We start from the raw sequence: 23663 nt of genomic DNA on the forward strand, positions 1-23663 counted from the left end.
AGTATCACGCCCTCCTGCGGTCGGTGAGCCGCTGGTGTCGGGCGGAGTTGGCAACTGTTATATGGCTCGGATCAGTAACTGGCTGTAGTATCTCGTGACAGTAGCTTCTTCCCACCGACAGACAACTCACCCATGGTAGATGTCAGCCAACATGAACTCGTCCCGGATCATACCGTCCTCGAAGACGCCGAGATCGACTCGGTGTTGGAGGAGTATGGTCTCAGCCGTACCGACTTACCGAAAATCAAACTGAACGATCCCGCACTCCCCGACGACGCCACACCGGGTGACGTAATCGAAATCGTTCGTGACTCGCGGACCACCGACACCGCGACCTCATACCGACTGGTGATCGAATGAACCGGCAAGACCGACGCACAATCTCCCGAGAGTACTTCGAGGAGGACCGACTCGCCGAACACCACTTCCGCTCGTTCAACGCGTTTTTGGACCGCGGCATGCAGCAGGTCGTCGACGAAAAGGAGACGATCGACACCGACATCGGCGACAAGGAGGGCCAAGAGCCCGTCTACGTCGAGCTCGGCGACATCCGAATCCTCACACCGCGCGTGCGTGAGGCCGACGGCTCCGAAGAACTCCTGTATCCGCAGGAGGCCCGCCTCCGGAACATCACCTACGCCGCTCCGGTCTTCATGGAGATGTCGATCATCCGCGGCGGCGACGAGGAACCCGAACAGGTCGTCGACTCCACCGAAACCAAGGTCGGCCGGATGCCGATCATGGTCGGCTCCCAGAACTGCAACATCCAGGGCTTCTCCGACCAGGAACTGATTGAGATCGGCGAGGACCCCGTCGATCCCGGCGGCTACTTCATCGTCAACGGCTCCGAGCGCGTCCTGATGACGAGCGAGGACCTCGCGCCGAACAAGATCCTGGCCGAACACGATACCAAGTACGGCGACGACATCCAGGTCGCCAAAACGTTCAGCCAGCGCCGTGGCTACCGCGCGCTCGTCCTCTGTGAGCGAAACCGCGAAGGGCTCCTCGAAGTGAGCTTCCCATCGGTTTCGGGCAGCGTCGACTTCGTCACGCTCGTCCGGGCACTCGGGCTCGAATCCGACGAGGAGATCGTCCACCGCGTCTCCGAAGATCCGGAGATCGTGAAGTTCATGCTCGAAAACCTCGAGGAAGCCTCGGTCCAGACCACCGAGGAGGCCATCGAGACGCTGGGCAAACGCGTCGCAAGTGGTCAAGGAAAGAACTACCAGCTCAAACGGGCGAACTACGTCATCGATCGGTATCTCCTGCCGCACCTCCACGAGGAGGGGGCCGAAGACGAGGAGATCCGCATCAACAAGGCCTACTACCTCTGTCGAATGGCCGAGGCCTGTTTCGAGCTCGCACTCGACCGCCGTGAGGCCGACGACAAGGACCACTACGCCAACAAACGCCTGAAGGTCTCGGGCGATCTGATGACCGATCTGTTCCGCACCGCACTCAATAAACTCTCGCGGGACGTGAAATACCAGCTCGAACGCGCCAATATGCGGAACCGTGATCTCTCTGTCAGCACCGTCGTTCGTTCCGACGTACTCACCGAACGGCTCGAACACCCGATTGCAACGGGCAATTGGGTCGGTGGCCGCTCCGGCGTGAGCCAGCTGGTCGACCGAACTGATTACATGGGCGTTCTGTCTCACTTGCGCCGACTCCGCTCGCCGCTGTCCCGCTCGCAGCCGCACTTCGAGGCACGGGACCTCCACGCGACCCAGTGGGGTCGCATCTGTCCCTCCGAGACGCCGGAGGGGCCGAACTGTGGCTTGGTGAAGAACTTCGCCCAAGCGATGGAGCTGAGTCAGGATATCGAGGACGAACAGGGACTGAAACGAGAGCTGTCGTCGATGGGAGTCGAGGGGATCCCCGGCATTGACAGCATTGAACGAAGCACCCCGGCGGACGACTAACAATGGCTCAGGCACGAGAAGCGAAAGTATACGTCAACGGTAGTCTGGTTGGAACCCACCCGGACCCCGAACAGCTCGCCGAACAGATCCGCGAAGCCCGCCGCCGCGGCGACGTCTCGGACATGGTCAACGTCTCCGTACGCGGGCGCACCCAAGAGGTCATCATCAACGCCGACGCCGGTCGGGCCCGCCGCCCGCTGATCGTCGTCGAAAACGGCGAGCCGCTGCTCGGCGACGAGGAGATCGAGGCCGTCGAGGACGGCGACCTCGAGTTCGAGGACCTCGTCGACCGTGGCTACGTCGAGTTCATCGACGCCGAGGAGGAAGAGGACATCCTCATCGCGGTCGACGAAGACGACATCACCGAGAAACACACCCACCTCGAAATCGATCCCTCCCTGATCTTCGGGATCGGTGCGGGGATGATTCCGTATCCGGAACACAACGCCAGCCCCCGGATTACGATGGGCGCAGGGATGATGAAACAGTCGCTCGGGCTGCCATCCGCGAACTACCGGATCCGGCCCGACACGCGCCAGCACCTCCTGCACTACCCGCAGCTCTCGATGGTCAAGACGCAGACCACTGAACAGATCAACTACGACGATCGGCCCGCAGCCCAGAACTTCACGGTCGCCGTGATGAGCTACGAGGGGTTCAACATCGAGGACGCGCTCGTGATGAATCAGGGATCGGTCGACCGGGCCCTCATGCGGTCGCACTTCTTCCGAACCTACGAGGGCGAGGAACGACGCTACCCCGGCGGTCAGGAAGACCACTTCGAGATCCCGAGTCAGGACGTCCGCGGCGCACGCGGGGAAGACGCCTACACCCACCTCGACGACGACGGGCTCGTCAACCCCGAGACAGTGGTCGACGAGAATTCCGTTCTCTTGGGCAAGACCAGCCCACCGCGGTTCCTCGAAGAGCCCGACGACATGGGCGGTCTCAGCCCCCAGAAGCGGCGTGAGACCTCGGTGACGATGCGCTCCGGCGAGGACGGCGTCGTCGACACGGTCACGCTGATGGAGGGCGAGGACGGCTCGAAGCTCTCGAAGGTCAAAGTTCGGGACGAACGGATTCCGGAGCTCGGCGACAAGTTCGCCTCCCGGCACGGTCAGAAGGGTGTCGTGGGGCACTTGGCACCACAGGAGGATATGCCGTTCACCGAGGAAGGACTCGTTCCCGACCTCGTGTTGAACCCGCACGCACTCCCATCGCGGATGACTGTGGGCCACGTCCTGGAGATGCTCGGTGGGAAGGTTGGCGCGCTCGAAGGACGGCGCGTCGACGGGACGCCGTTCCAGGGCGAAGACGAGGAGGAACTCCGCGGAGCCCTCGAAGACCACGGCTTCAAATCCTCCGGCAAGGAGGTCATGTACTCCGGCGTTACGGGCGAGAAGATCGACGCCGAGATTTTCGTCGGCACGATTTTCTACCACAAGCTCTACCACATGGTCTCGAACAAACTGCACGCCCGCTCCCGCGGGCCTGTGCAGGTTCTCACTCGCCAGCCGACCGAGGGGCGTGCCCGTGAGGGTGGCCTCCGTGTCGGCGAGATGGAGCGGGACACCATCATCGGCCACGGGGCTGCGATGGTGCTCAACGAACGCCTGCTCGACTCCTCGGACAAGGAGACGGTCTACGTCTCGGCCGATACGGGAATGATCGCGGTCCAGGACCGCGAACAGCGCCGTGTCTACGATCCGGCGACTGGCAGCGAGGACAACATCCACGAACTGGAGATCAGCTACGCGTTCAAGCTCCTTCTTGATGAACTGATGGCGCTCGGCATCCGACCAACACTCGAACTCGAGGACGCAGTCTAAGGGCCAACACACAATGTCAATGCAAACACCAAAACAGCTCGGTGGGATCCGGTTCGGACTGATGGATCCCGAGACGTACCGCGACCTGTCGGCCACGAAAGTGATCACGGCCGACACCTACGACGACGACGGCTACCCCATCGACATGGGGCTGATGGACCCACGGCTCGGCGTGATCGATCCCGGTCTCGAATGCCGGACCTGTGGCCAGCACTCCGGGTCGTGCCCGGGTCACTTCGGCCACATCGAACTCGCCGCACCGGTCATCCACGTCGGCTTCACGACGCTGATGCGCCGACTCCTGCGGGCGACCTGTCGGGAGTGCGGTAGCCTGACGCTGGTCGAGGAGAAAAAAGAGGAGTTCCGCGACCAGCTCGAACGCGCGGAGGAACTCGGCAAGGACCCCGATACGGTCCTCAAATCGGCCGTCCGCGAGGCCCGCAAGCAGAACACCTGTCCGCACTGCGGCTCGCCGCAGGCCGACATCAAACACGAAAAGCCGACGACCTACTACGAGGTCGAAAACGTCCTCGCATCCGAATACTCGGAAGTCATCGCCGAAGCGATGCAGCCCGACGACGAGGACGAAGACGACGAGGGAATCAGTCCCTCGGAGCTGGCCGACCAGACCGGCATCTCCTTAGAGCGGATCAACCAGATCCTCGGCGGCGAGTTCCGCCCGCTCGACGAGGACCGACGGGCCCTCGAAAAGGCACTCGACGTCGACCTCACCGAAGAGGACATGAACAAGCTGATGCCCTCCGACATCCGGGACTGGTTCGAGGACATCCCGGATTCGGATATCGAAGTGCTGGGAATCGACTCGGAGAACTCCCGGCCCGAGTGGATGATCATGACCGTGCTGCCGGTGCCGCCGGTGACCGCACGTCCATCGATCACCCTCGACAACGGCCAGCGTTCCGAGGACGACCTCACACACAAACTGGTCGACATCATCCGCATCAACCAGCGGTTCATGGAGAACCGCGAGGCAGGAGCCCCCCAGCTCATTATCGAGGACCTGTGGGAGCTGCTCCAGTACCACGTCACGACCTTCGTGGACAACGAGATTTCGGGCACCCCACCCGCCCGCCACCGCTCGGGTCGACCCCTCAAAACCCTCAGCCAGCGACTCAAAGGCAAAGAGGGACGCTTCCGTGGCAGCCTCTCGGGGAAACGCGTCAACTTCTCGGCGCGTACCGTCATTAGCCCGGACCCGACGCTGAGCCTCAACGAGGTCGGGATTCCCGACCGCGTGGCCAGCGAGATGACGATCACGATCAACGTCACCGACCGCAACACCGAGGAGGCCCGGCAGTACGTCGCCAACGGCCCCGAGAAACATCCCGGTGCCAACTACGTCAAACGGCCCGACGGCCGCCGACTGAAGGTCACACCCAAAAACTGCGAGGAGCTCGCGACGAAGATCGAGGAGGGGTGGGAGGTCAACCGCCACCTCGTCGACGGCGACATCGTGATCTTCAACCGCCAGCCGTCGCTCCACCGGATGTCGATTATGGCCCACGAGGTCGTCGTGATGCCGTACAAGACCTTCCGACTCAACACGGTTGTCTGTCCGCCGTACAACGCTGACTTCGACGGCGACGAGATGAACCTCCACGCGCTGCAGACCGAGGAGGCCCGCGCGGAGGCCCGTGTGCTGATGCGTGTCCAGGAGCAGATCCTCTCGCCGCGCTTCGGCGAGAACATTATCGGGGCGATCCAGGACCACATCTCGGGGACCTACTTGCTGACCAACGACAATCCCCACTTCACCGAGACGCAGGCGCTCGATCTGCTGCGAGCGACGCGCGTTGACGAACTGCCCGACCCCGACGGCGAGGACGAGGCTGGCCCCTACTGGAGCGGCCGGACAGTCTTCTCGCTGCTCCTTCCGGACGGGCTGAACCTCGACTTCACGTCCTCGACCGGCGAGGATGTCGTCATCGAGGACGGCGAACTGCTCGAAGGGACGATCGACGAGGACGCCGTCGGTGCCTTCGGCGGCGAGATCGTCGATACCATCGTCAAACAGTACTCCGAGACACGCGCCCGCGTGTTCATCAACGAGGTCGCCGCCCTCGCAATGCGTGCGATCATGCACTTCGGGTTCTCGATCGGGATCGACGACGAGTCCATCCCACCAGTCGCCGACGAGCAGGTCGACGAGGCGATCGACAACGCCTACGACCGTATCGAGGAACTCATCGACACCTACGAGGCGGGCGAGCTCGAATCGCTCCCCGGCCGGACGGTCGACGAAACCCTCGAGATGAAGATCATGCAGACGCTCGGCAAGGCCCGGGACTCGGCGGGCGAAATCGCCGACGACCACTTCAGCGACGACAACCCGGCGGTCGTCATGGCCCGCTCGGGGGCCCGTGGCTCGATGCTGAACCTCACCCAGATGGCTGGCTGTGTCGGCCAGCAGGCAGTCCGCGGCGAGCGGATCAATCGTGGCTACGAGGACCGGACCCTCGCTCACTACGAGGAGAACGACCTCTCCGCGGAGGCTCACGGCTTCGTCGAGAACTCGTATCGTAGCGGGCTCACCCCGCGGGAGTTCTTCTTCCACGCAATGGGTGGCCGCGAGGGGCTGGTCGATACGGCAGTCCGGACCTCGAAATCCGGATATCTTCAGCGCCGCCTGATCAACGCGCTGTCCGAGCTCGAAGTCCAGTACGACGGGACGGTTCGGGACACCTCGGATACGGTCATCCAGTTCGAGTTCGGCGAGGACGGCACCTCGCCGGTGCGTGTCTCCTCGGACGACGACTTCGATATCGATGTCGAGTCGATCACCGACCGCGTCGTCGACGCCGAGTTCGACAGCGAGGGCGAAAAGGAAGCGTTCCTCGGTCGGCGCGAGCCGCCGACGAACCTTTCAGAGCGTAGTGAGCCGCGGTTCCAGGAGGTGGAATCCGATGACTGACGCCGAGTACGATTCCATGGCCGACTACAACCACATCACCGACGACATCGAGGCAGTCGTCGAAGACACCGATCTGCCCCGCCGACTCAAAGACCGGGTCTACGACACCATCGAAGCCCGTGAGGGCGTAACGACCGAGCAGGCCGACGAGATCGCCCGTGCGGTCGAATCGCAGTACGTCGACACCCGTGTTGACCCCCTCGAACCCGTCGGGACGGTTTCGGCCCAGTCGATCGGCGAACCCGGAACGCAGATGACGATGAACACGTTCCACTACGCGGGGGTCGCCGAGATCGACGTGACTCAGGGCCTGCCCCGGCTAATCGAGCTGGTGGATGCTCGAAAAACGCCGGATACGCCGATGATGACGGTGTATCTCGAAGACGAGTACGCCGAGGACCGCGAGAAGGCCCACGAGGTCGTCTGGGCGCTCGAAGCGACGAAGATCCTCGCGCTCGGTGATGTCTCGACGAACGTGGCCGATATGCTCGTCCGGATCGATCTCAACGAGGAGACGCTCCTCGAACGCTGGCCGACGGTCGACGACGCCAACCTCGTTGCCCAGGAGATCGCCGAAACCATCGAGGACAACCTCGGTGTCTCGACCCGCCAGCAGGGGATGGCTATCGAGTTCGGCCCCAACGAGCCGAGCTACCGGGAGCTGCTCCAGCTGGTCGAGCGCCTCCGCGAGATCGTCTTCAAGGGGATCGAGGACATCTCCCGCGTCGTCATTCGGAAAGAAGAGACCGACGACGGCGAGGAGTTCGTCCTCTACACCGAGGGGTCGGCCTTCGGCGACGTGCTCACCATCGAGGGCGTCGACGCCAGCCGCTCGACCTGTAACAACATCCACGAGATCCGCGAGGAACTCGGGATCGAGGCCGCCCGCGAGGCGATCATCAACGAGACGAGCGACACGCTCCGCGAACAGGGGCTCGACGACGTGAACATCCGCCACCTGATGCTCGTGGCGGATATCATGACCAACGAAGGAACCATCGAGTCGATCGGTCGACACGGGATTTCCGGCTCGAAGGACTCGGTGCTCGCGCGGGCTGCCTTCGAGGTGACGGTCAACCACCTCCTGGACGCCGCGATCCACGGCCAGAGCGACGACCTCGATGGCATCATCGAGAACGTCATCGCCGGGAAACCGATCGCACTCGGGACCGGCGACGTGAAGCTCCGCATGGGCTCGATCGACGCCAACCCGGCTGACGACTAATATGAAAGTCACGCTCTCCGACGAGGCACGGCGGTATATCGGGCTGTTCGATGAGGAGACCGGCGTCAGCCCGACGGACTGTCTCGTCGAGAGCGATCGGATCGTCTTTCTGATCCCCGCGGGAGAGATGGCCGACGCCATCGGTCCCGACGGGCGGACCGTCCGCCGCGTCGAGAAAAAGATCGGTCGCACGGTCGACCTCGTCGAGGACGCCGAGACGCCCGAAGCGTTCGTCGAGAACGCCCTCGCGCCTGCGGTCGTCCGCGGGGTGACGATCTCCGAACAGGGCGACACTGTCGCCTACGTCGAGGTCGTCGAAGCCGACCGCGGCGTCGCCATCGGCGCGGACGGCCAACATATCGACACCGCCCGGCGGCTGGCGCGCCGACAGCACGATATCGACGACATCCAGCTGACTTAAAAACACGGCCGTCGCTGACCGTTGTTATCGGCGACGGTCGACTCGTTGTAAGCGGCTCTCGATGCGTTTCGTGGCCTGCGAGTCGTTCTCTGGTCGTTGTGTGAAACAGTCTCAGATTCGATTAGCGACCCCTAAGAAGCGATCTCAGCCCGTTTCGACAGGCCGAAAGAGGGACGCTTAAGTAGCCGTATCCGAAAGGGAGTGCTACATGGCTAACGGCAAATATGCCGCCCGGAAGCTCAAGCAGGACCGGCAGAAGCGACGCTGGTCCGACTCCGAGTACGCTCGACGAGAGCGCGGGCTCAAAAAGAAGTCCGACCCGCTCGAAGGCGCGCCGCAGGGCCGCGGCATCGTCCTCGAAAAGGTCGGCATCGAAGCAAAGCAGCCGAACTCCGCGATCCGAAAATGCGTTCGTGTTCAGCTGATCAAGAACGGCAAACAGGTCACCGCCTTCTGTCCCGGTGACGGTGCGATTTCCTTCATCGACGAACACGACGAGGTCACGATCGCCGGGATCGGTGGCGCGAAGGGTCGCGCAATGGGCGACCTTTCGGGTGTCAACTACAAAGTCGAGAAGGTAAACGGCGTCTCGATGATCGAACTCGTTCGCGGCAACGCCGAGAAACCGGTGCGATAATGTCCGAGAGCGAACCTGACGCCCCCGAAGATGCGGACGAAGTCGACGAGGATGTCGAGGCCGAGGCAGCCGAAGCCGACGCCGAAGCAGCCGATGCCGAAGCAAGCGACGACGGAGTCGAGAGCGCACTGCTGTTCGGCGTCTGGGAGGTCGGCGAGATCGAGTACGACGACCCCTCGACCAAGCGCTACCTCAACGTCACGCCGATCGCCCACACGATGGGTCGACACGCCTCGAAACAGTTCGAGAAAAGCGAGATCTCGATCGTCGAGCGGCTCATCAACCGCCTGATGCAGACCGAGGAGAACACCGGCAAGAAGCAGCGCGCGACCAACATCGTTCGCGACGCCTTCGAGCAGGTCCACGAGCGGACCGACGAGAATCCCATCCAGGTGCTCGTCACCGCCGTCGAGAACGCCGCCCCGCGCGAGGAGACCGTCCGCCTCAAATACGGTGGCATCTCGGTTCCGAAGGCCGTCGACGTCGCCCCACAGCGACGAGTCGACGAGGCGCTGAAGTTCCTCGCCGAGGGGACCAAAAACGCGAGCTACAAATCGTCGACGAGTGCTGCCGAGGCGCTCGCCCAGCAGCTCACCGGCGCGGCCGACTACGACGTCGGCACCTACGCGATCAACCAGAAGGAAGAACGCGAACGCGTCGCCGCCGCAGCCCGCTAATCCAGGAGCCGACTTTTCGTTTTATAAGCGTGTGAGCGACAGCTATCGTTTTTAAATTGCTCAGTCGACGGATAGCATCCGCTGTCGGTCGTTATTTAAAAAGGAACACGGTGTGGGATGCTCAGACGACGAGGTACTCTTCGAGCTGGTCGCGGTCGGCCAGCGCCTCGCCGTTGAGTTCGTCGACCATCCGGCCGTGGTCCATCGCATAACAGCGGTCGGCCAGTCCCTGTATGACGGACAAGTTCTGCTCGACGAAGAGGATCGTCGTTCCCAACTCCTCGTTGATCCGTGTGAGGTCCTCGGTGATCGACTGGACGATCGACGGCTGAACGCCCTCGGAGGGTTCGTCGACGAGCAGGAGGTCGGGATTGCCGACCAGCGCCCGCCCGATGGCGAGCATCTGCTGTTGGCCGCCGCTCATCGTCCCGGCGTCCTGATCGGCGCGTTCCTCCAGGATCGGGAAGTACTCGTAGACGCGATCGTAGAGCGTCTCCTCGCCCGCACCGATGTTTTCGCCGATCAGGAGGTTCTGCTCGACGCTGAGGCCGGGGAACACGTCACGGCCCTGCGGGACGTAGCCGATCCCCGACCGGGCGTGGACGTCCGCTGACTCGGCGGTGACATCTTCGCCGTTGAACTGGACGGCTCCGGCTTCGGGTTTGAGCAGCCCCATCACCGATTTCAACAGTGTCGTCTTGCCGACGCCGTTGCGGCCGACGACACCGACGATTTCACCGTCTTCGACGGTGCAGTCGACGTCCCGGAGAATCGGGGTGCCGTCGTAGCCCGCCGAGAGGTTCGAGACGGTCAGGCTCATGCGTTCTCACCCAGGTAGATCCGGCGGACGGCCTCGTCGGCCTCGATCTCCTCGATCGGTCCCTGCCGGAAGATCTCGCCCTGATTGAGGACGGTGACCTGATCGGAGATCCGGCGGACGAACTCCATGTCGTGTTCGACGACGAGGAACGTCATCCCGTCGTCGTGCAGCGAGCGGATCAGCTCGGCGACGTCGGCGGTCTCGTCGACCGACATCCCGGCGACGGGTTCGTCCAGCAGCATGAGCGTCGGATCGAGCGTGACCGCCATCCCGATTTCGAGCCGCTGTTTCTCGCCGTGGGAGAGTTCGCTGGCCCGAACGTCGGCCTTCTCGGTCAGGTCGATCCGTTCGAGGGTCTCGGCCAATACGGTCTCGGTATCGCGGTCCGTTCGCTGCAGCGGGACCTGGAGGTTCTCCTCGACGGTGAGGTTCTCGTAGACGTGCGGCGACTGGAACTTGACGCTGAGGCCGGTGTCGATCCGGTTGTGCGTCTCCATGCCGGTCAGATCCTCGCCGTCGAAGTAGATATCGCCCTCGCTCGGCGAGAGCTGGCCGGTGATCAGCTCCAGGAGCGTCGACTTGCCCGCCCCGTTGGGGCCGATGAGACACCGGATCTCCCCCTCGGTGACCGAGAAGTCGACGCTGTCGACGGCGGTGAGGCCGCCGAAGTTCTTCGTGAGTGCTTTGGTTGCCAGCAAGGTTTCGGTGTTGCCACCGGTTGCGGCAACGGCAGGTTTCTGTCTGACGTTGATGTCCTGGGTGCTCATTCGATTGCCTCCTCTGGTGTGTTGGTCGACTGTCCGCGTTCGGTTCGGCGGTCGCGCAGTCGGGCGATCAGGTCGTCGGCCGTCGGGACGACCCCGGCAGGCATGAAGAGGATCACGCCCAACAGGAGCCCGCCGACGATGACGAGGGCCCACTCGGAGCCGATGGGACCGATCCCGCTGGAGAGTTCGGTTCGCATCCGCTCGATGAGCACCGTCGCACCGAGCGCCCCGACCAGCGACTCGCGGCCGCCGACGCTGACCCAGACGACCGGCAGCGCCGCGAAGGCGATGCCGAAGACGGTTGGATCGATGTAGTTGCCCCAACTGCCGTAGAAGACGCCGCCGACGGCGGCCAGCGCGCCGCCGATGGTGAAGACGACGAGTTTGACGAACGGCACGTCGTAGCCGAACGTCCTCGTTCGGGCCTCGTCCTCGCGGATCGCAACCATCGTCAACCCGAAGCTGCTGTTGACGAGGACGCGCAGACCGAGGTAGGTGACCACGAGTGCGGCGAGCAGGGCGTAGTAGAGCGCCGCCCGTTCGAGCACGAAGCCGCTTTGGCCGATGCCGAGGGTGAGACTCGGGATATCCATCCCGTTGAAGCCGCCGAGTTGGGCCACGCCGACGGCCCACTCACTGCCAGCAGTCTGGGCCATGAACGTGTTCAACACGAGGGCGATGACCAGCGTCATGATCGTGACGTAGGTGTCCCGTACCCCGCCGTAGAACATGAAGTAGCCCACGATGGCCGCGGCGACGGTGCCGACGAGGATGGCCCCGACGAGGGCAGCCATGATCTCGGTCGCCGAGCTGAAGTTGAGGCCGATGATCCCGAAGGTGTAGGCCGCGACGCCAAAGAAGGCCACCTGACCGAAACTCAGAATCCCGGCGTACCCCCAGATGAAACTGAGGCTCAACGCGAGGAACGCGAGCGCGAAGTAGCGGGAGGTCTGGATGACGGTGTAGACCCCGACCAACTGTGGGTACAGGGCGAGGCCAGCGATCACGACCGCGAAGACGGCCCAAAACGGCAGAGAGTTGCCGTAGGTGTTGGGCCCTTCGAGCCGACCGCGGAGCCGGTCGAGCACCGATGCCTCGGCGTCGACGGACTCGCTCATTGCTCGGCCCTCCGGCGTTGCTGCCAGTCTTTGACGTAGCCGGTGATCCCATCCGGCAGGAGCCGCAGCGCGACGATCGCCACGAGCAACAGCAGCATCTGTCCGATGAACGTCCCGAAGAAGAAGCTCCCCGTGGCGTTGAACACGCTGAGGACGGCCGACGCCGACAGCGTGCCGATGATGACAGAGGGACCGCCGACGACGACCGCGACGAACGCCTCGACGAGGAATGTACTTCCGCGGTTCGGGGTGATCGATCCCAGCGCGGGGGCGTACAGCGCGCCGGTCAGCCCCGCCAGCGCGGAGCCGATGGCGAACGTCGAGACGTACATCCGGTCGGTATCGACGCCCATCGCGCGGGCGGTCTCGGGGTCCTTGATCGTCGCCCGTGCCTTGACGCCGAACTCGGTGCGGGTAAACAGGACGTAGAGGCCGCCGAGGACGGCGACGGCGACGATCGGCAGGAAGATGCTCCGGTAGATCGAGGAGCTGAACGGTCCGTAGCTCACGCTGCCCATGGGGGTCGAGATGCTGTCGAGACTCGACCCGAAGACGATCAACAGCAGCTGGGAGATGACCAGTGCCAGCCCCCACGTTGCGACCATCGAATCCAAGAGCCGGTCATAGAGATGGCGGACGACCGTTCGCTCGACGATGACGCCGAAGATCGTCGTGACGACGACGCCAGCGACCATCGCCAGCGGTAGCGGGACGCCCGCGTGGTAGGTGAGGGCGGTGCCGTAGACGCCGATCAGGATGAACTCGCCGTGGGCGAGGTTGATGACGCCCATCATCCCGAAGATGATCGCCAGTCCGACGGTCGCCAGGATGATGAAACCGAAGCTGTTGAGGAACTGGAACAACAGCGCTCCGAGGCTGGGGGCCGATAGCTGCAGCGGCGTCGCTGCCACCTCAATCACGGCGCACCGACCTCCGACGGCTTGGTGGTTGTCTGCAGATGCTCATTGGTACACCTTAGACGTCGTAGACGTCACTGGGGACGTACTGGGTGGTCTTGTCTTCCTCACGGAGGTCACAGCCTGCGCCGCCCTCGACCTCCTCGCGGAGGAAACTCGGGCCGATGCGCTCGTTGTTGGTAAAGGAGATCTCGTGTTCCTCGTCGGCTTCGGCGACCCGCATCTCGTGTTCCATGTGGTGGGTCGCCCCGTCGAGGGTGAGCTCGCCGGAGGGGGCGCTGACCTCTTGGCCCTCTTCGAGCACCTCGATGACAGCCTCTTGATCGAAGGTCTCGGCCTCTCTGACGGCCTCGGCCCACAGGTACACCGAGAAGTAGTTGTTCTGGGCTTCCTGGTTGAGGTAGTTGGCGTCCGGCCACCGGTCGTAGAAGTCCTCGACGAAGTTCTCGCCCTCCCGGAGGTCGCCGAGCTCCTCCATGTAGCTGACGCCCGCGTAGACGTTGGTCAGCGCCGGCGGGTCGTAGCGGATGTGTTCGTGGCCCTGAGCCATCGCCGTCGACGTGCCGATCGGGATGTCCTCCATCCCGTTTGTGGCCCGCTGGTCGTAGAAGTTCTCGTGGTTCGCCCCGACCAGCATCGACATGATGAAGTCGGGGTCTTCGTCCTGGATCCGGTTGATGACCGACGAGAAGTCGGTCTCGTCCAGCGGGATGTATTCCTCGCCGATGATGTTGTAGCCGTTTTCCTGGGCCAACACGTTGACCCAGTCGCCCGACAGCTGGCCGAAGTTGTAGTCGGCGGCGATGATGTAGATGTCCTCGCCGAACTCGTCGGCGAGGTACGGTGTGACGATCCCGAGCTGCTGGCGGGCGGTCGCACCCACCGGGAAGATCGTGTTGTCACAGACGCCGCCCTCGTACTGGGTGGTGTAGAAGTACAGCTGCTCGTTTTCGTTAATAATGGGGCGGATCGCCTCCCGTGTCGCCGAGGAGTAGCCCGCCCACAGCGCGTCGACCTGATCCTGTAAGATTAGTCGCTCGGTGAGTTCCTGGTAGCGTGAGTTGTCCGACTGTGGGTCGGGGTCGACGATCTCGATCTGCTCGCCGAGGAGTCCACCGTTCTCGTTGATCTCTTCGATCGCCAGCCGCGTGGCCTGCCACTTCGAGGTCCCGTTGAGCTGGAAGTTCCCCGAGCGATCCTCCAGGATACCGACCGTCGGACCGCTACTGCCGCCACCACTACCGGAACAGCCAGCGACCGACATACCGAGTCCGGTCCCAGCCGCAGCCAGTACCGAGCGGCGAGAGACGCGATCAGAGTTCATTGAAGATCACCAAGAACTTCGACAAAATTGTGTGTATATTCGGCTTGATCAGTTCGTTTTGACATCGTTTGTCTACTCATGTTCGACAGAACGGTGAAGATGGGAGGTATATAAAAATGTTTTCAGACAATATCTCCTGATAAAATATATTCTACAGGGGAGTAGTAGGTATTGATATTTCCTTATATATTCGATATATCCGTATTTGATGGGTGTTTCTCCGAATCAGTGTTGACGAACGTTTCTTATTTTCTCGGTTAGCTGAATGTTTGTTATCAAAACTGCATTCAATTATATTTAATTAAATGTAATTAGTCGAGCGGAGCGATAGTAGCCGAGGGAGATCGGGAAAAATCGTCGACGGATCGCCAGCGCGCGAGGTGTGGTCGCGGTGTCGGTCGACACCGTCGAGATGGGGTCTCTCCGGCGGTTGCTACTCGTCGACGACGATCACCTTGACCTGCTGGACGCCGCTGAGCGCCCGCAGTTGGTTTGCAAGGTCGGTGATCTCGCTGCCAGCTCCGGTAACGACCAGCGTTTCCATACAGGAGTCATGCGAGAGGTGGATGTGTTGGACTGACGTAATGACGTCGGCCATCTCGTGTTGGATCGTCTGGAGGTCGTCGGCCAGCCCCGCTACGTGGTGGTCGTGGACGACAACGATCGTGCCGTGAAACGGGCCGTTGCCGCCGGTCTCCCACTCGTAGGTCCCAAAGAAATCCCGCAACGAGTCCCGAACGGCCTCCGAGCGGCTATCGTACTCCCAGTCGTCGACGATGCCGTCGAGCCGGTCGGTCATCGTCGAGGGGAGCGTGAGACTGATACGGTCGAGGTCGTCGGTCATACGTCCACCTATTTTCAAGAGACATATATGAATGGTTGCTTCGATCCAATAATACTGCACGATACCAAAGTATTATTGCAGGGACGGATGATACGGCAGATATGCATATACCGGACGGATACGTCGACATAACGATTGCCGTGCTGTTCGGCGCGCTCTCGGTGGCGATCCTGGGGCTCGCCGCCCGGCGCGTCGGTCGCAGGGTTCCCGAGAGTCGCGCGCCACTGTTGGGCGTGGTCGCCGCGGGGATCTTCGCCGCACAGATGCTTAACTGGCCGATTCCCGGCGGGACGAGCGCCCACTTCGTCGGCGGCGCGTTCGCCGCGATCCTGTTGGGGCCGCATCTCGGCGCGCTGTGTGTGGCGACCGTCGTGACGATTCAGGCGCTGGTGTTCGGCGACGGCGGGCTGGTCGTCCTCGGAGCCAACGTGTTCAACATGGCGATCGTCGAGGTGTACGTCGGCTACGGGTTCTACCGACTGCTCGCCCCCTACGGCGAGTACCGGGCGGCGTTCGTCGCGGGCTGGCTGGGGATCACCGCGGGCGCACTGACCGCCGGGCTCCAACTCGGCTTGTCGTCGGCCTTCGAGTACCAGCTGCTGACGACGCTGTCGATAATGGGTGTCGGCCACCTCGTTCTCGGCCTCATCGAGGGGGCCATCACGGCGGTCGTCTACCGGTTCCTCGCGGAGGCCCGGCCCGATCTCCAGCCGACCGCCGCCGCGGAGGTGAGCCCTTCGTGAACGCCCGTCCCGACTGGTTCCCCCGCGCACTGGCGATACTGCTCGTTTTGACACTGCTCACGCCGCTGTTCGGCTGGGCGGCCGGGGCGGTCGGCTACGCCGAACCGCTCGAAAACGCCGCCGAGGCCACCGGTGCGGCCGACAGCGCCGAGGCCGTCGGGATCGCCCTCATGCCGGACTACGCCGTAGCGGGGCTCGGTACGGCACCGGGCACCGTCGTTGCGGCGGTCGTCGGGACTGCGCTGACGCTGGTCGTCGCCGGGGCGATCGGTCGGCTGCTCGGCACCGAACCGAATGCGGAGTGACGTGTTCGACCGGACGGTCGCGGCGATCGCTTCCCGGGCACAGTGGTTCCTCCTGATCGAGGAGCTTCCGACTCGGAAGGGCTTTTTGCAGGCGGTCGCACCGAGCCTGAAAGTCGTCGGCGTCTTCGCGCTCGTGGTCGTGACGGTGCTCCAGGAGGAACTGCGGATCGTCGGTCCCCTGGTCGTCCTGTCGGTGCTACTGGCTGTCGCCTCGCGGATTCCGCTTCGGACGTTCCTCGGTCGACTGGCCGGGCCACCCCTCGTTGCTGCGGTCGTCGTCGCGCCACAGGCGGTGTTGATGGGTGGCCCACAGCTCTCGGTCGTCCCGCTGTCGGTCGAGGGCGTCGACTACGTGGCGACCTTTACGGTCCGGGTGGCCGCCTGTGTCGGCTTTCTGTCGCTGTTGCTGTTGACGACCCGGTTTTCGACGCTGCTGTCGGGGTTCGACCGGCTGCGGGTGCCCCGGATCGCGGTACTGCTGTTGGCGATCACCTACCGGTATCTGCTGGTGTTTTTCGCCGAACTCGAACGGATGGTCCGGGCTCGCCGGAGTCGGACGCTCACGGACCCCGATCTCCGGCGGACCTGGCGCGACTCGGGGAACTTCCTCGGGACGTTCCTGCTGCGGAGCCTCGAACGCGGCGAGCGCGTCGGGCGGGCCGCCCGTGCCCGCGGCGGCACCGGCGGCACGCCCCACCGGCCGCCCACCCGGCTCGGGCGGGCCGATCTCGCCTTCGGGCTGGTCGTCGCCGTGACGGTTCTCGGGGTGACCGTCGCGTGACGACCAGCGACGATCACACCGCCGACGCCGACCGGGATGTATCGACCACCAACCCGGACGATGGCGAGGCGGTGATCGAGGCGATCGGTTTGGGCTACAGCTATCCCGACGGAACTACCGCACTCGACGGCGTCGACGTCCGGATCGAGCGCGGCGAGCGGGTCGCACTGTTGGGTCCCAACGGGGCTGGCAAGAGCACGCTGCTGCAGGTCCTCGGTGGACTGATCGAGCCCGACGCGGGGTCGCTCCACTATTTCGGCGAGACGACCGACGCCGATTCGGTCCGGGATCGGCTGAGCGTGCTCACCCAGAACCCCGCCGACTACCTGTTCAATCCGACCGTTCGGGAGGATCTGGCCTACGGCCCGACCCAGCAGGACGCCCCTCAGCGGGACGTCGACCGCCGCGTCGAGGCGATCGCCGAGCGGCTCGGGCTCTCCTCGCTCCTTTCGAAACCGCCGTTCCGGCTCAGCGGCGGCCAACAGCGGCGGGCGGCACTGGCCAGCGCACTGACCGTCGACCCTGAAGTCCTCCTGCTCGACGAGCCGCTGAGCAACGTCGACGCGGCCAACCGAAGCGAAATCCTCGATCTCCTCGCCGAACTCTCGAACGACGGCATCACCCTCGTCACCTCGACGCCCGAGACTGAACTGCTTCCCCACCTCGCCGACCGGGTGCTGTTGCTCGATGCGGGTGGCTCGGTGGTCGCTTCGGGGCCGACACGCGAGATTCTGACAGATACCGAACTGCTGGCCGACTGCAACCTCCGGCCGCCGCAGGTGGTCCGACTGTTCGACGGTGACGACCCGATCCCGCTGACGGTCGAGGAAGCTCGTCGCCGACTCGACGGCAGCTGAACTCGGGGTTTGACCCACCACAGTCGGTGGCTTCGGGGGTTCCCTGCCCTGTGTAAAACAAGAATGTACGAGCAGCCAGTTTTTGAGGTATAAATTATAGATAACTCCCCGATTGTCCGATTCAACCGTCAGAGTTACACTGAAAGAAAGCGTTTTATTTGAGTTATACAAATCAGGATCTGTTATGTTAGTCCAACTGATCGATACCAGAACCGCAGAGATGGGGGACGAGCCCTGATGAGCGACCTCGTTCCAGGAGAACTTCTGACGGCCGACGTACCCGTCGAGATCAACGCCGACCGAGAGACGGCGAGCGTCACCGTCGAGAACACCGGCGACCGACCTTCACAGGTCGGCTCGCATTTCCACTTCTTCGAGGCGAATCCCGCGCTCGATTTCGACCGTGAGACTGCCTATGGTATGCGGCTCGACATTCCAGCCGGGACTGCGATCCGGTTTGAGCCAGGCTGTGAGGAGGACGTCGACCTCGTGGCCTTCGGCGGCAACCGAATTATGAACGGCATGGGTGGCCTCGTCGAGGGGCCGCTTGACGACGAGGAGATAAAGCAAGCAGCCATCGAACGGGCCCGTGAGCAGGGCTACATGGAGGCTGAAGAATGAGCCGAAAACTCTCACGGGAGAACTATACGAGCCTCTTCGGAGCCACGGAGGGCGACCGGGTTCGGCTCGGCGATACCAATCTCCTCGCGGAGATCGAACACGACCACACGACCTACGGCGACGAGGCGGTGTTCGGCGGCGGCAAGACGATGCGCGACGGGATGGGCATGCAGCCGGGGACCACACAAGCGGAGGGCGCGCTCGACTACGTCTACACCAACGTCGTCCTCATCGATCCCGTCCTCGGCGTCCAGAAAGGCGACCTCGGCGTTCGGAACGGCGAAGTCGCTGGCTTCGGGAAAGCTGGTAATCCCGACACGATGGACGGCGTCGACGAGAACCTCATCATCGGCCCGAGCACCGACGCGGTGCCCGCCGACGGCCTGATCGCCACGCCCGGCGCGTTCGACATCCACGTCCACTTCAACAGCAAGGAACTGTTCGATCACGCCCTCGCCAGCGGGATCACGACGATGTTCGGTGGCGGCTACGGCGGCGGCGCGACGACCTGTACGCCCGGTCCCGAGAACATCAAACGGTTCCTGGAGGCCGCCGAGGAGTACCCGATGAACGTCGGCTTCTACGCCAAGGGCAACAGCAGCCAGCCCGAACCGATCCACGAACAGATCGAAGCCGGTGCCTGCGGCCTCAAACTCCACGAGGACTGGGGCTCTACCCCGGCAGTGATCGACAGTGCGCTCGACGTGGCCGACGAGGAGGACGTCCAGGTCTGTATCCACACCGACACCCTCAACGAATCTGGGTTCGTCGAGGACACCTTCGAGGCCATCGACGGGCGGACGATCCACACCTTCCACATCGAGGGTGCAGGCGGCGGCCACGCCCCTGACGTGCTCGAACTCATCGGCTACGAGCATATGCTGCCGTCCTCTACCAACCCCTCGATGCCCTACACGACGAACACGTTCGACGAACACCTCGATATGGTGATGGTCTGTCACCACCTCAATCCGGACGTCCCGGAGGACGTGGCCTTCGCCGAGTCGCGGATTCGCTCGGAGACCATCGCCGCCGAGGACGTGCTTCACGACATGGGCGCGATCAGCATGATGACCTCCGACTCCCAGGCGATGGGTCGGATGGCCGAAGTCATCTGCCGGACGTGGCAGACCGCCCACAAGATGAAGGCCCAACGCGGGCCGCTGCCAGCCGACGATGGGACGGGCGCGGACAACGCCCGTATCGAGCGCTACGTCGCCAAATACACGCTCAACCCCGCGAAGGTCGCGGGCATCGATCAGTACATCGGCTCGCTCGAACCGGGCAAGATGGCCGACATCGCGCTGTGGGAGCCTGCGTTCTTCGGCATCAAACCCAAATACGTCATCAAGAACGGCTTTCCCGTCCACTCGGAGATGGGCGAGGCCAATGGATCGTTGATGACCTGCGAGCCCGTGATGCAGCGCTCGCGTGAAGGCGCGGTCGGCAAGGCGAAACACGCCCTGAGTACCACCTTCGTCAGCCAGGCCGCCTACGAGAACGATATCGGCGAGGAACTGGATCTCGATTCGACCGTTCGGCCCGTCGAGGGCACCCGCGACGTGGGTAAATCCGATATGCTGCACAACGACTACGCGCCGGAGAACATCGAGATCGACGCCCAGACCTTTGAGGTCGAGGTCGACGGCGAACACGTCACCTGCGAACCGGCCGAGGAGCTGCCGCTTGCACAGAGGTACACGCTATGAAACTCTCACCCAAGGACAACGAACGACTCACCGTCTTCATGGCCGCCGAGCTGGCCAGACGGCGGAAGGACAGAGGCATCGAACTCAACCATCCCGAGACGGTCGCCTACATCTCCGATTGGGTCTGTGAACGGGCCCGCGAGGGCGAGAGCGTCGCCGAGATCCGCAAGGAGGCGACGAGCCTGCTCTCCCGCGAGGATGTCATGGAGGGCGTCCCCGAGATGGTCGACATGGTACAGGTCGAGCCAACGTTCCCCGACGGGACGAAACTCGTGACGGTTCACGAGCCGATCCGGGCCGACAGCGAGGAGCAACTTGACTGATGGGGTACAGAGACGTCGCCAAGGTCGGCCTCGGCGGGCCGGTCGGCTCCGGGAAGACGGCGATGGTCAAACAGTTGGTGCCGCGGCTTGACGAGGCGGGCTACAACGTCGGGGTGATCGCCAACGACATCATGACACAGGCCGACGCCGAGCAGCTCCAGGAGTCCTTCGCGGGCCGACTCCCCGAGGACCTCGTTGCGGGTGTCGAAACCGGGGCCTGTCCACACACGGGAATCAGGGAGGACCCCTCGATGAACCTCGCCAAAGTCGACGAGTTCACCGAGGCTCATCCCGAACTAGATGTCGTCCTGATCGAGTCCGGCGGCGACAACCTCGCGGCGACCTTCAATCCCGAGCTGGCGGACTTCTTCATGTTCGTCATCTCGGTCGCCGAGGGCGACGACATCCCCGCCAAGCGCGGCCCGGGGGTCACACAGGCCGACCTGCTGGTGATCAACAAGACCGATCTCGCGCCCTACGTCGACGCCGATCTCGACGTGATGGAGCGGGACGCCCAGGCCGTCCGCGGCGAGGAGCCGACCCTGTTTACCGACTGCAAGGCGGAGGACGGAATCGACGAAGTCGTCGACGCCATCGAACGGAGCGTTCTGTTCGCGTGAGCACCGAACGGGAAGCGGTGCCGCCAGCCTTCCAGGAGTACGGCGAGCAACACCTGCCGCAGTCCCCGGCGTTCGGCCACGGCAAAAACGGGGTCGCCGAGCTGGTGGTGGGCCGCGAGGGCGACAACCCCACGCGGCTGCTGTCGGATTACATCAAGGTACCCTACCATCTCACCGGTACTCTGGACAGCGATCCGGCACCCGGACTGACGACGATCTGCCTCCAGGACCCGACCGGCGCGGTCACTCAGGGCGATCGCCACACGCTCTCGGTCGAGGCTCGTCCCGGTGCGCGCGCCCACGTGACGACCCAGAGCGCAACGAAGGTCCAAAGCATGAAAGCCAGCTACGCCCATCTGGACGCTACGCTCGTCGCCGACTCTGGGGCGCATCTCGAATACATCCCGGGGCCGACGATCCTCAACGAGAACGCCCGGTGTCTCCAGACCACATCGGTCGAGATGGCCGACGACGCGACGGTAATCGTCGGCGACGTGTTCGTGCCCAGTGGACTCACTGACCACGAGCCGTTCAGTTTCGATCACTTCCACAGTCGCCTGGAAGCCTCGGTCACAGAGTCGCTGGTCTGTGCGGACGCGGTCGACCTCCGACCTGGCGAGCGGGACCCACGCGATCCGGCAACTGTCGGCGAGTTCGGCGTCATCGGGACGCTCTACGTGTTCGCACCCAGTTGTGAGGAACTCGACGACCTTGCCGAAGCGATTCACGACCGGCTCGCCGAGCTATCCGCCGTTCACGGCGGCACGTCACTTTTAAAGGACGACGCCGGGCTGACGGTTCGGGTGCTCGGCGACCGGAGCGCCGACGTGACGACGGCAGTCGAGGCGGCGTGGGACGAGAGCCGACAGACGCTGCTCGGTGTCGGCGCACCGATCGGGGAGGAAAAGCGATGAAACGCGTCGACGGCGTCGTCGGCAACCGTTTCGACGACCCCACACTCGCCGAGCGGGTCGAGGCCCACGAGGCCGCCGGGACTCTCGAACGGGTCGTCCTGGAGAGCTCCAACCGGCGGAAATCACGGCTCCGCGTTGCAACCGACGCCGGGACCGATCTCGGCGTGCTCGTCGACCAGCCGGAACTGTCGGCTGGCGATGTCCTCGTCGTCGAGGACGATTTCGCGGTCGTCGTCGAGTTCGAAGCCCGCGAGGCGTTCGTGATCGACCTCCTGGAGCCGACCGACGCGACGCTGCTGGCGGCGGTCGAACTCGGCCACCGAATCGGCAACCAGCACTGGGATATCGCGGTCGAAGACGGGACCGTTTATATACCCGTCGCGGCCGACAAGGCGATCATCGAAGACGTTCTCGGACCGTATCTCCCCGAGGGGACCGAGACGTGCTACGAGGTCGTCGACGCCGACCGGTTTATAAACAGCGACCAGCCGGTTGAGTACGGTCGTGATTCGGATCGAGGCCACAGCCACGAGTCGGATCACGATCACAGCCACGAGTCGGATCACGATCACAGCCACGAGTCGGATCACGATCACAGCCATCCGGGAGGCCACAGCCATGACTGACTCTGGGGCGTTCCTGACGGCGTTGCGGCTCTCGGATTCGATGCTCCCCGTCGGGACGTATACGGCCTCCTACGGCGTCGAACAGTACATCAACAAGGGGTATATCGAGACCGGCGAGGAGTTGGGCGAGCTTATAAAGGGCTATCTACAGGGTGTGATCGGGCCCGCGGAGATCGTTGCGCTCGGCCACGCCCACCGCGCTGCGGCGGCCGGAGATCTCGATGGGGTCCTGGCGGCAGACGACCGACTCGGCGCAGCAACCCTCCCCGCCGAGTTCCGCGAAAGCTCCGAAAAGGCCGGTGGGAAGCTCCTGGATCTCCTGGCCGAGACCGACAACGGCCCATTCGGTACGGTCGAGGTCGACGGGATCGTCGCCGACTACCGGAACGCTGTCGACGAGGGCCGGACGGCGGGCCACTATCCGGTCGCCCTCGGTGTGGTCGCCCAACGCGCCGGACTCGGCTGCCGGGAGGCGGCGGTCGTCAGTGCCTACTCCACGGTGGCCGGGCTGTTAGGCGCTGCCCAACGGCTCGGCCGGTTCGGACACACCGACATCCAGTCGCAGCTGTCGAGGCTGTTTCCGGTCATCGAAGACGTCTGCGAGCAGTATCGCGACGCCGAACTCGGGGCGATGTACTCGTTTGCGCCACTGGCGGACGTAATGGGAATGACTCACGAACGGGCCGACCGGCGGCTCTTTATGAGTTGAACGGCCCCGTTTCCCACAT

25 protein-coding genes are annotated in these 23663 nt (G+C 63.6%); 19 read left to right on the forward strand and 6 right to left on the reverse strand.

Features of this window, described 5'->3' with window-relative positions; genetic code table 11:
- Window positions 1-132 precede the first annotated feature (132 nt).
- The 8 genes from NO877_RS04495 to NO877_RS04530 all read left to right on the forward strand — a co-directional run bounded on the left by NO877_RS04495 (window position 133) and on the right by NO877_RS04530 (window position 9646).
- Complete coding sequence (locus NO877_RS04495) at window positions 133-360, forward strand: DNA-directed RNA polymerase subunit H (RefSeq protein WP_256395110.1); 228 nt, start codon at window positions 133-135, stop codon at window positions 358-360.
- The gene (locus tag NO877_RS04500; protein WP_256395111.1) at window positions 357-1925 is read left to right on the forward strand and encodes a DNA-directed RNA polymerase subunit B''; all 1569 of its coding nucleotides are present in this window, start codon (window positions 357-359) and stop codon (window positions 1923-1925) included. The genes NO877_RS04495 and NO877_RS04500 overlap by 4 nt, the downstream gene beginning before the upstream one ends.
- A 2-nt stretch (window positions 1926-1927) precedes the next feature.
- The gene (gene rpoB, locus NO877_RS04505; protein ID WP_256395112.1) at window positions 1928-3754 is read left to right on the forward strand and encodes a DNA-directed RNA polymerase subunit B; all 1827 of its coding nucleotides are present in this window, start codon (window positions 1928-1930) and stop codon (window positions 3752-3754) included.
- Between the two features lie 19 nt (window positions 3755-3773).
- Window positions 3774-6686, forward strand: coding sequence for a DNA-directed RNA polymerase subunit A' (locus tag NO877_RS04510; RefSeq protein ID WP_256395173.1), 2913 nt, complete (start codon window positions 3774-3776; stop codon window positions 6684-6686).
- 16 nt (window positions 6687-6702) lie between these two features.
- Window positions 6703-7911 carry a DNA-directed RNA polymerase subunit A'' gene (gene rpoA2 / locus NO877_RS04515; protein ID WP_379826936.1) on the forward strand — a complete coding sequence of 403 codons (1209 nt, stop codon included), beginning with the start codon at window positions 6703-6705 and terminating at the stop codon, window positions 7909-7911.
- 1 nt (window position 7912) lies between these two features.
- A complete protein-coding gene (locus tag NO877_RS04520) occupies window positions 7913-8332 on the forward strand; it encodes a NusA-like transcription termination signal-binding factor (RefSeq protein WP_256395114.1) in 420 nt (139 codons plus the stop codon).
- 208 nt (window positions 8333-8540) lie between these two features.
- Complete coding sequence (locus NO877_RS04525) at window positions 8541-8969, forward strand: 30S ribosomal protein S12 (protein ID WP_021073582.1); 429 nt, start codon at window positions 8541-8543, stop codon at window positions 8967-8969.
- On the forward strand, window positions 8969-9646 hold the full coding sequence (locus NO877_RS04530; RefSeq protein WP_256395115.1) for a 30S ribosomal protein S7: 678 nt from the start codon (window positions 8969-8971) through the stop codon (window positions 9644-9646). The genes NO877_RS04525 and NO877_RS04530 overlap by 1 nt, the downstream gene beginning before the upstream one ends.
- Window positions 9647-9767: 121 nt before the next feature.
- Here NO877_RS04530 and NO877_RS04535 read toward each other — a convergent pair whose 3' ends face one another.
- The 6 genes from NO877_RS04535 to nikR all read right to left on the reverse strand — a co-directional run bounded on the left by NO877_RS04535 (window position 9768) and on the right by nikR (window position 15436).
- Complete coding sequence (locus NO877_RS04535) at window positions 9768-10466, reverse strand: ABC transporter ATP-binding protein (protein ID WP_256395116.1); 699 nt, start codon at window positions 10464-10466, stop codon at window positions 9768-9770.
- Window positions 10463-11233 carry an ABC transporter ATP-binding protein gene (locus NO877_RS04540; protein WP_256395117.1) on the reverse strand — a complete coding sequence of 257 codons (771 nt, stop codon included), beginning with the start codon at window positions 11231-11233 and terminating at the stop codon, window positions 10463-10465. Before NO877_RS04540 ends, NO877_RS04535 begins: the two co-directional genes overlap by 4 nt.
- Window positions 11230-12351 carry an ABC transporter permease subunit gene (locus NO877_RS04545; RefSeq protein ID WP_256395118.1) on the reverse strand — a complete coding sequence of 374 codons (1122 nt, stop codon included), beginning with the start codon at window positions 12349-12351 and terminating at the stop codon, window positions 11230-11232. Before NO877_RS04545 ends, NO877_RS04540 begins: the two co-directional genes overlap by 4 nt.
- Window positions 12348-13271 (reverse strand): urea ABC transporter, permease protein UrtB, encoded by a 924-nt coding sequence (urtB, locus tag NO877_RS04550; protein WP_256395119.1) that lies wholly within the window; start codon window positions 13269-13271, stop codon window positions 12348-12350. The genes NO877_RS04545 and urtB overlap by 4 nt, the downstream gene beginning before the upstream one ends.
- Before the next feature lie 55 nt (window positions 13272-13326).
- Window positions 13327-14592, reverse strand: coding sequence for an urea ABC transporter substrate-binding protein (locus NO877_RS04555; RefSeq protein WP_256395120.1), 1266 nt, complete (start codon window positions 14590-14592; stop codon window positions 13327-13329).
- 433 nt (window positions 14593-15025) lie between these two features.
- Entirely contained in the window at window positions 15026-15436 is a 411-nt protein-coding gene (gene nikR / locus NO877_RS04560; RefSeq protein ID WP_256395121.1) for a nickel-responsive transcriptional regulator NikR, read from the reverse strand.
- Window positions 15437-15537: 101 nt separating this feature from the next.
- On the opposite strand from nikR, the gene NO877_RS04565 reads away from it, so the two are divergent.
- From NO877_RS04565 to NO877_RS04615, 11 genes are all read left to right on the forward strand, one after another.
- The gene (locus NO877_RS04565) at window positions 15538-16179 is read left to right on the forward strand and encodes an energy-coupling factor ABC transporter permease (protein ID WP_256395122.1); all 642 of its coding nucleotides are present in this window, start codon (window positions 15538-15540) and stop codon (window positions 16177-16179) included.
- Window positions 16176-16484, forward strand: a complete 309-nt coding sequence (locus NO877_RS04570) for a PDGLE domain-containing protein (RefSeq protein WP_256395123.1) — start codon at window positions 16176-16178, stop codon at window positions 16482-16484. Before NO877_RS04565 ends, NO877_RS04570 begins: the two co-directional genes overlap by 4 nt.
- Entirely contained in the window at window positions 16474-17265 is a 792-nt protein-coding gene (gene cbiQ / locus NO877_RS04575; RefSeq protein ID WP_256395124.1) for a cobalt ECF transporter T component CbiQ, read from the forward strand. The genes NO877_RS04570 and cbiQ overlap by 11 nt, the downstream gene beginning before the upstream one ends.
- Window positions 17266-17336: 71 nt before the next feature.
- Entirely contained in the window at window positions 17337-18122 is a 786-nt protein-coding gene (locus NO877_RS04580; RefSeq protein WP_256395174.1) for an energy-coupling factor ABC transporter ATP-binding protein, read from the forward strand.
- A 237-nt stretch (window positions 18123-18359) separates the two neighbouring features.
- On the forward strand, window positions 18360-18743 hold the full coding sequence (locus tag NO877_RS04585; RefSeq protein WP_256395125.1) for an urease subunit beta: 384 nt from the start codon (window positions 18360-18362) through the stop codon (window positions 18741-18743).
- Window positions 18740-20452 (forward strand): urease subunit alpha, encoded by a 1713-nt coding sequence (ureC, locus tag NO877_RS04590; RefSeq protein ID WP_256395126.1) that lies wholly within the window; start codon window positions 18740-18742, stop codon window positions 20450-20452. The genes NO877_RS04585 and ureC overlap by 4 nt, the downstream gene beginning before the upstream one ends.
- On the forward strand, window positions 20449-20775 hold the full coding sequence (locus NO877_RS04595; RefSeq protein WP_256395127.1) for an urease subunit gamma: 327 nt from the start codon (window positions 20449-20451) through the stop codon (window positions 20773-20775). The genes ureC and NO877_RS04595 overlap by 4 nt, the downstream gene beginning before the upstream one ends.
- Window positions 20775-21395, forward strand: a complete 621-nt coding sequence (ureG, locus tag NO877_RS04600) for an urease accessory protein UreG (protein ID WP_256395128.1) — start codon at window positions 20775-20777, stop codon at window positions 21393-21395. Before NO877_RS04595 ends, ureG begins: the two co-directional genes overlap by 1 nt.
- Window positions 21392-22309, forward strand: coding sequence for an urease accessory protein UreD (locus tag NO877_RS04605; protein WP_256395129.1), 918 nt, complete (start codon window positions 21392-21394; stop codon window positions 22307-22309). Before ureG ends, NO877_RS04605 begins: the two co-directional genes overlap by 4 nt.
- Window positions 22306-22935 carry an urease accessory protein UreE gene (ureE, locus tag NO877_RS04610; protein ID WP_256395130.1) on the forward strand — a complete coding sequence of 210 codons (630 nt, stop codon included), beginning with the start codon at window positions 22306-22308 and terminating at the stop codon, window positions 22933-22935. The genes NO877_RS04605 and ureE overlap by 4 nt, the downstream gene beginning before the upstream one ends.
- Entirely contained in the window at window positions 22928-23644 is a 717-nt protein-coding gene (locus tag NO877_RS04615; RefSeq protein WP_256395131.1) for an urease accessory protein UreF, read from the forward strand. Before ureE ends, NO877_RS04615 begins: the two co-directional genes overlap by 8 nt.
- Window positions 23645-23663 lie beyond the last annotated feature (19 nt).

The sequence above is a fragment of the Halohasta litorea genome, assembly GCF_024494645.1.
GTDB lineage: Archaea > Halobacteriota > Halobacteria > Halobacteriales > Haloferacaceae > Halohasta > Halohasta litorea.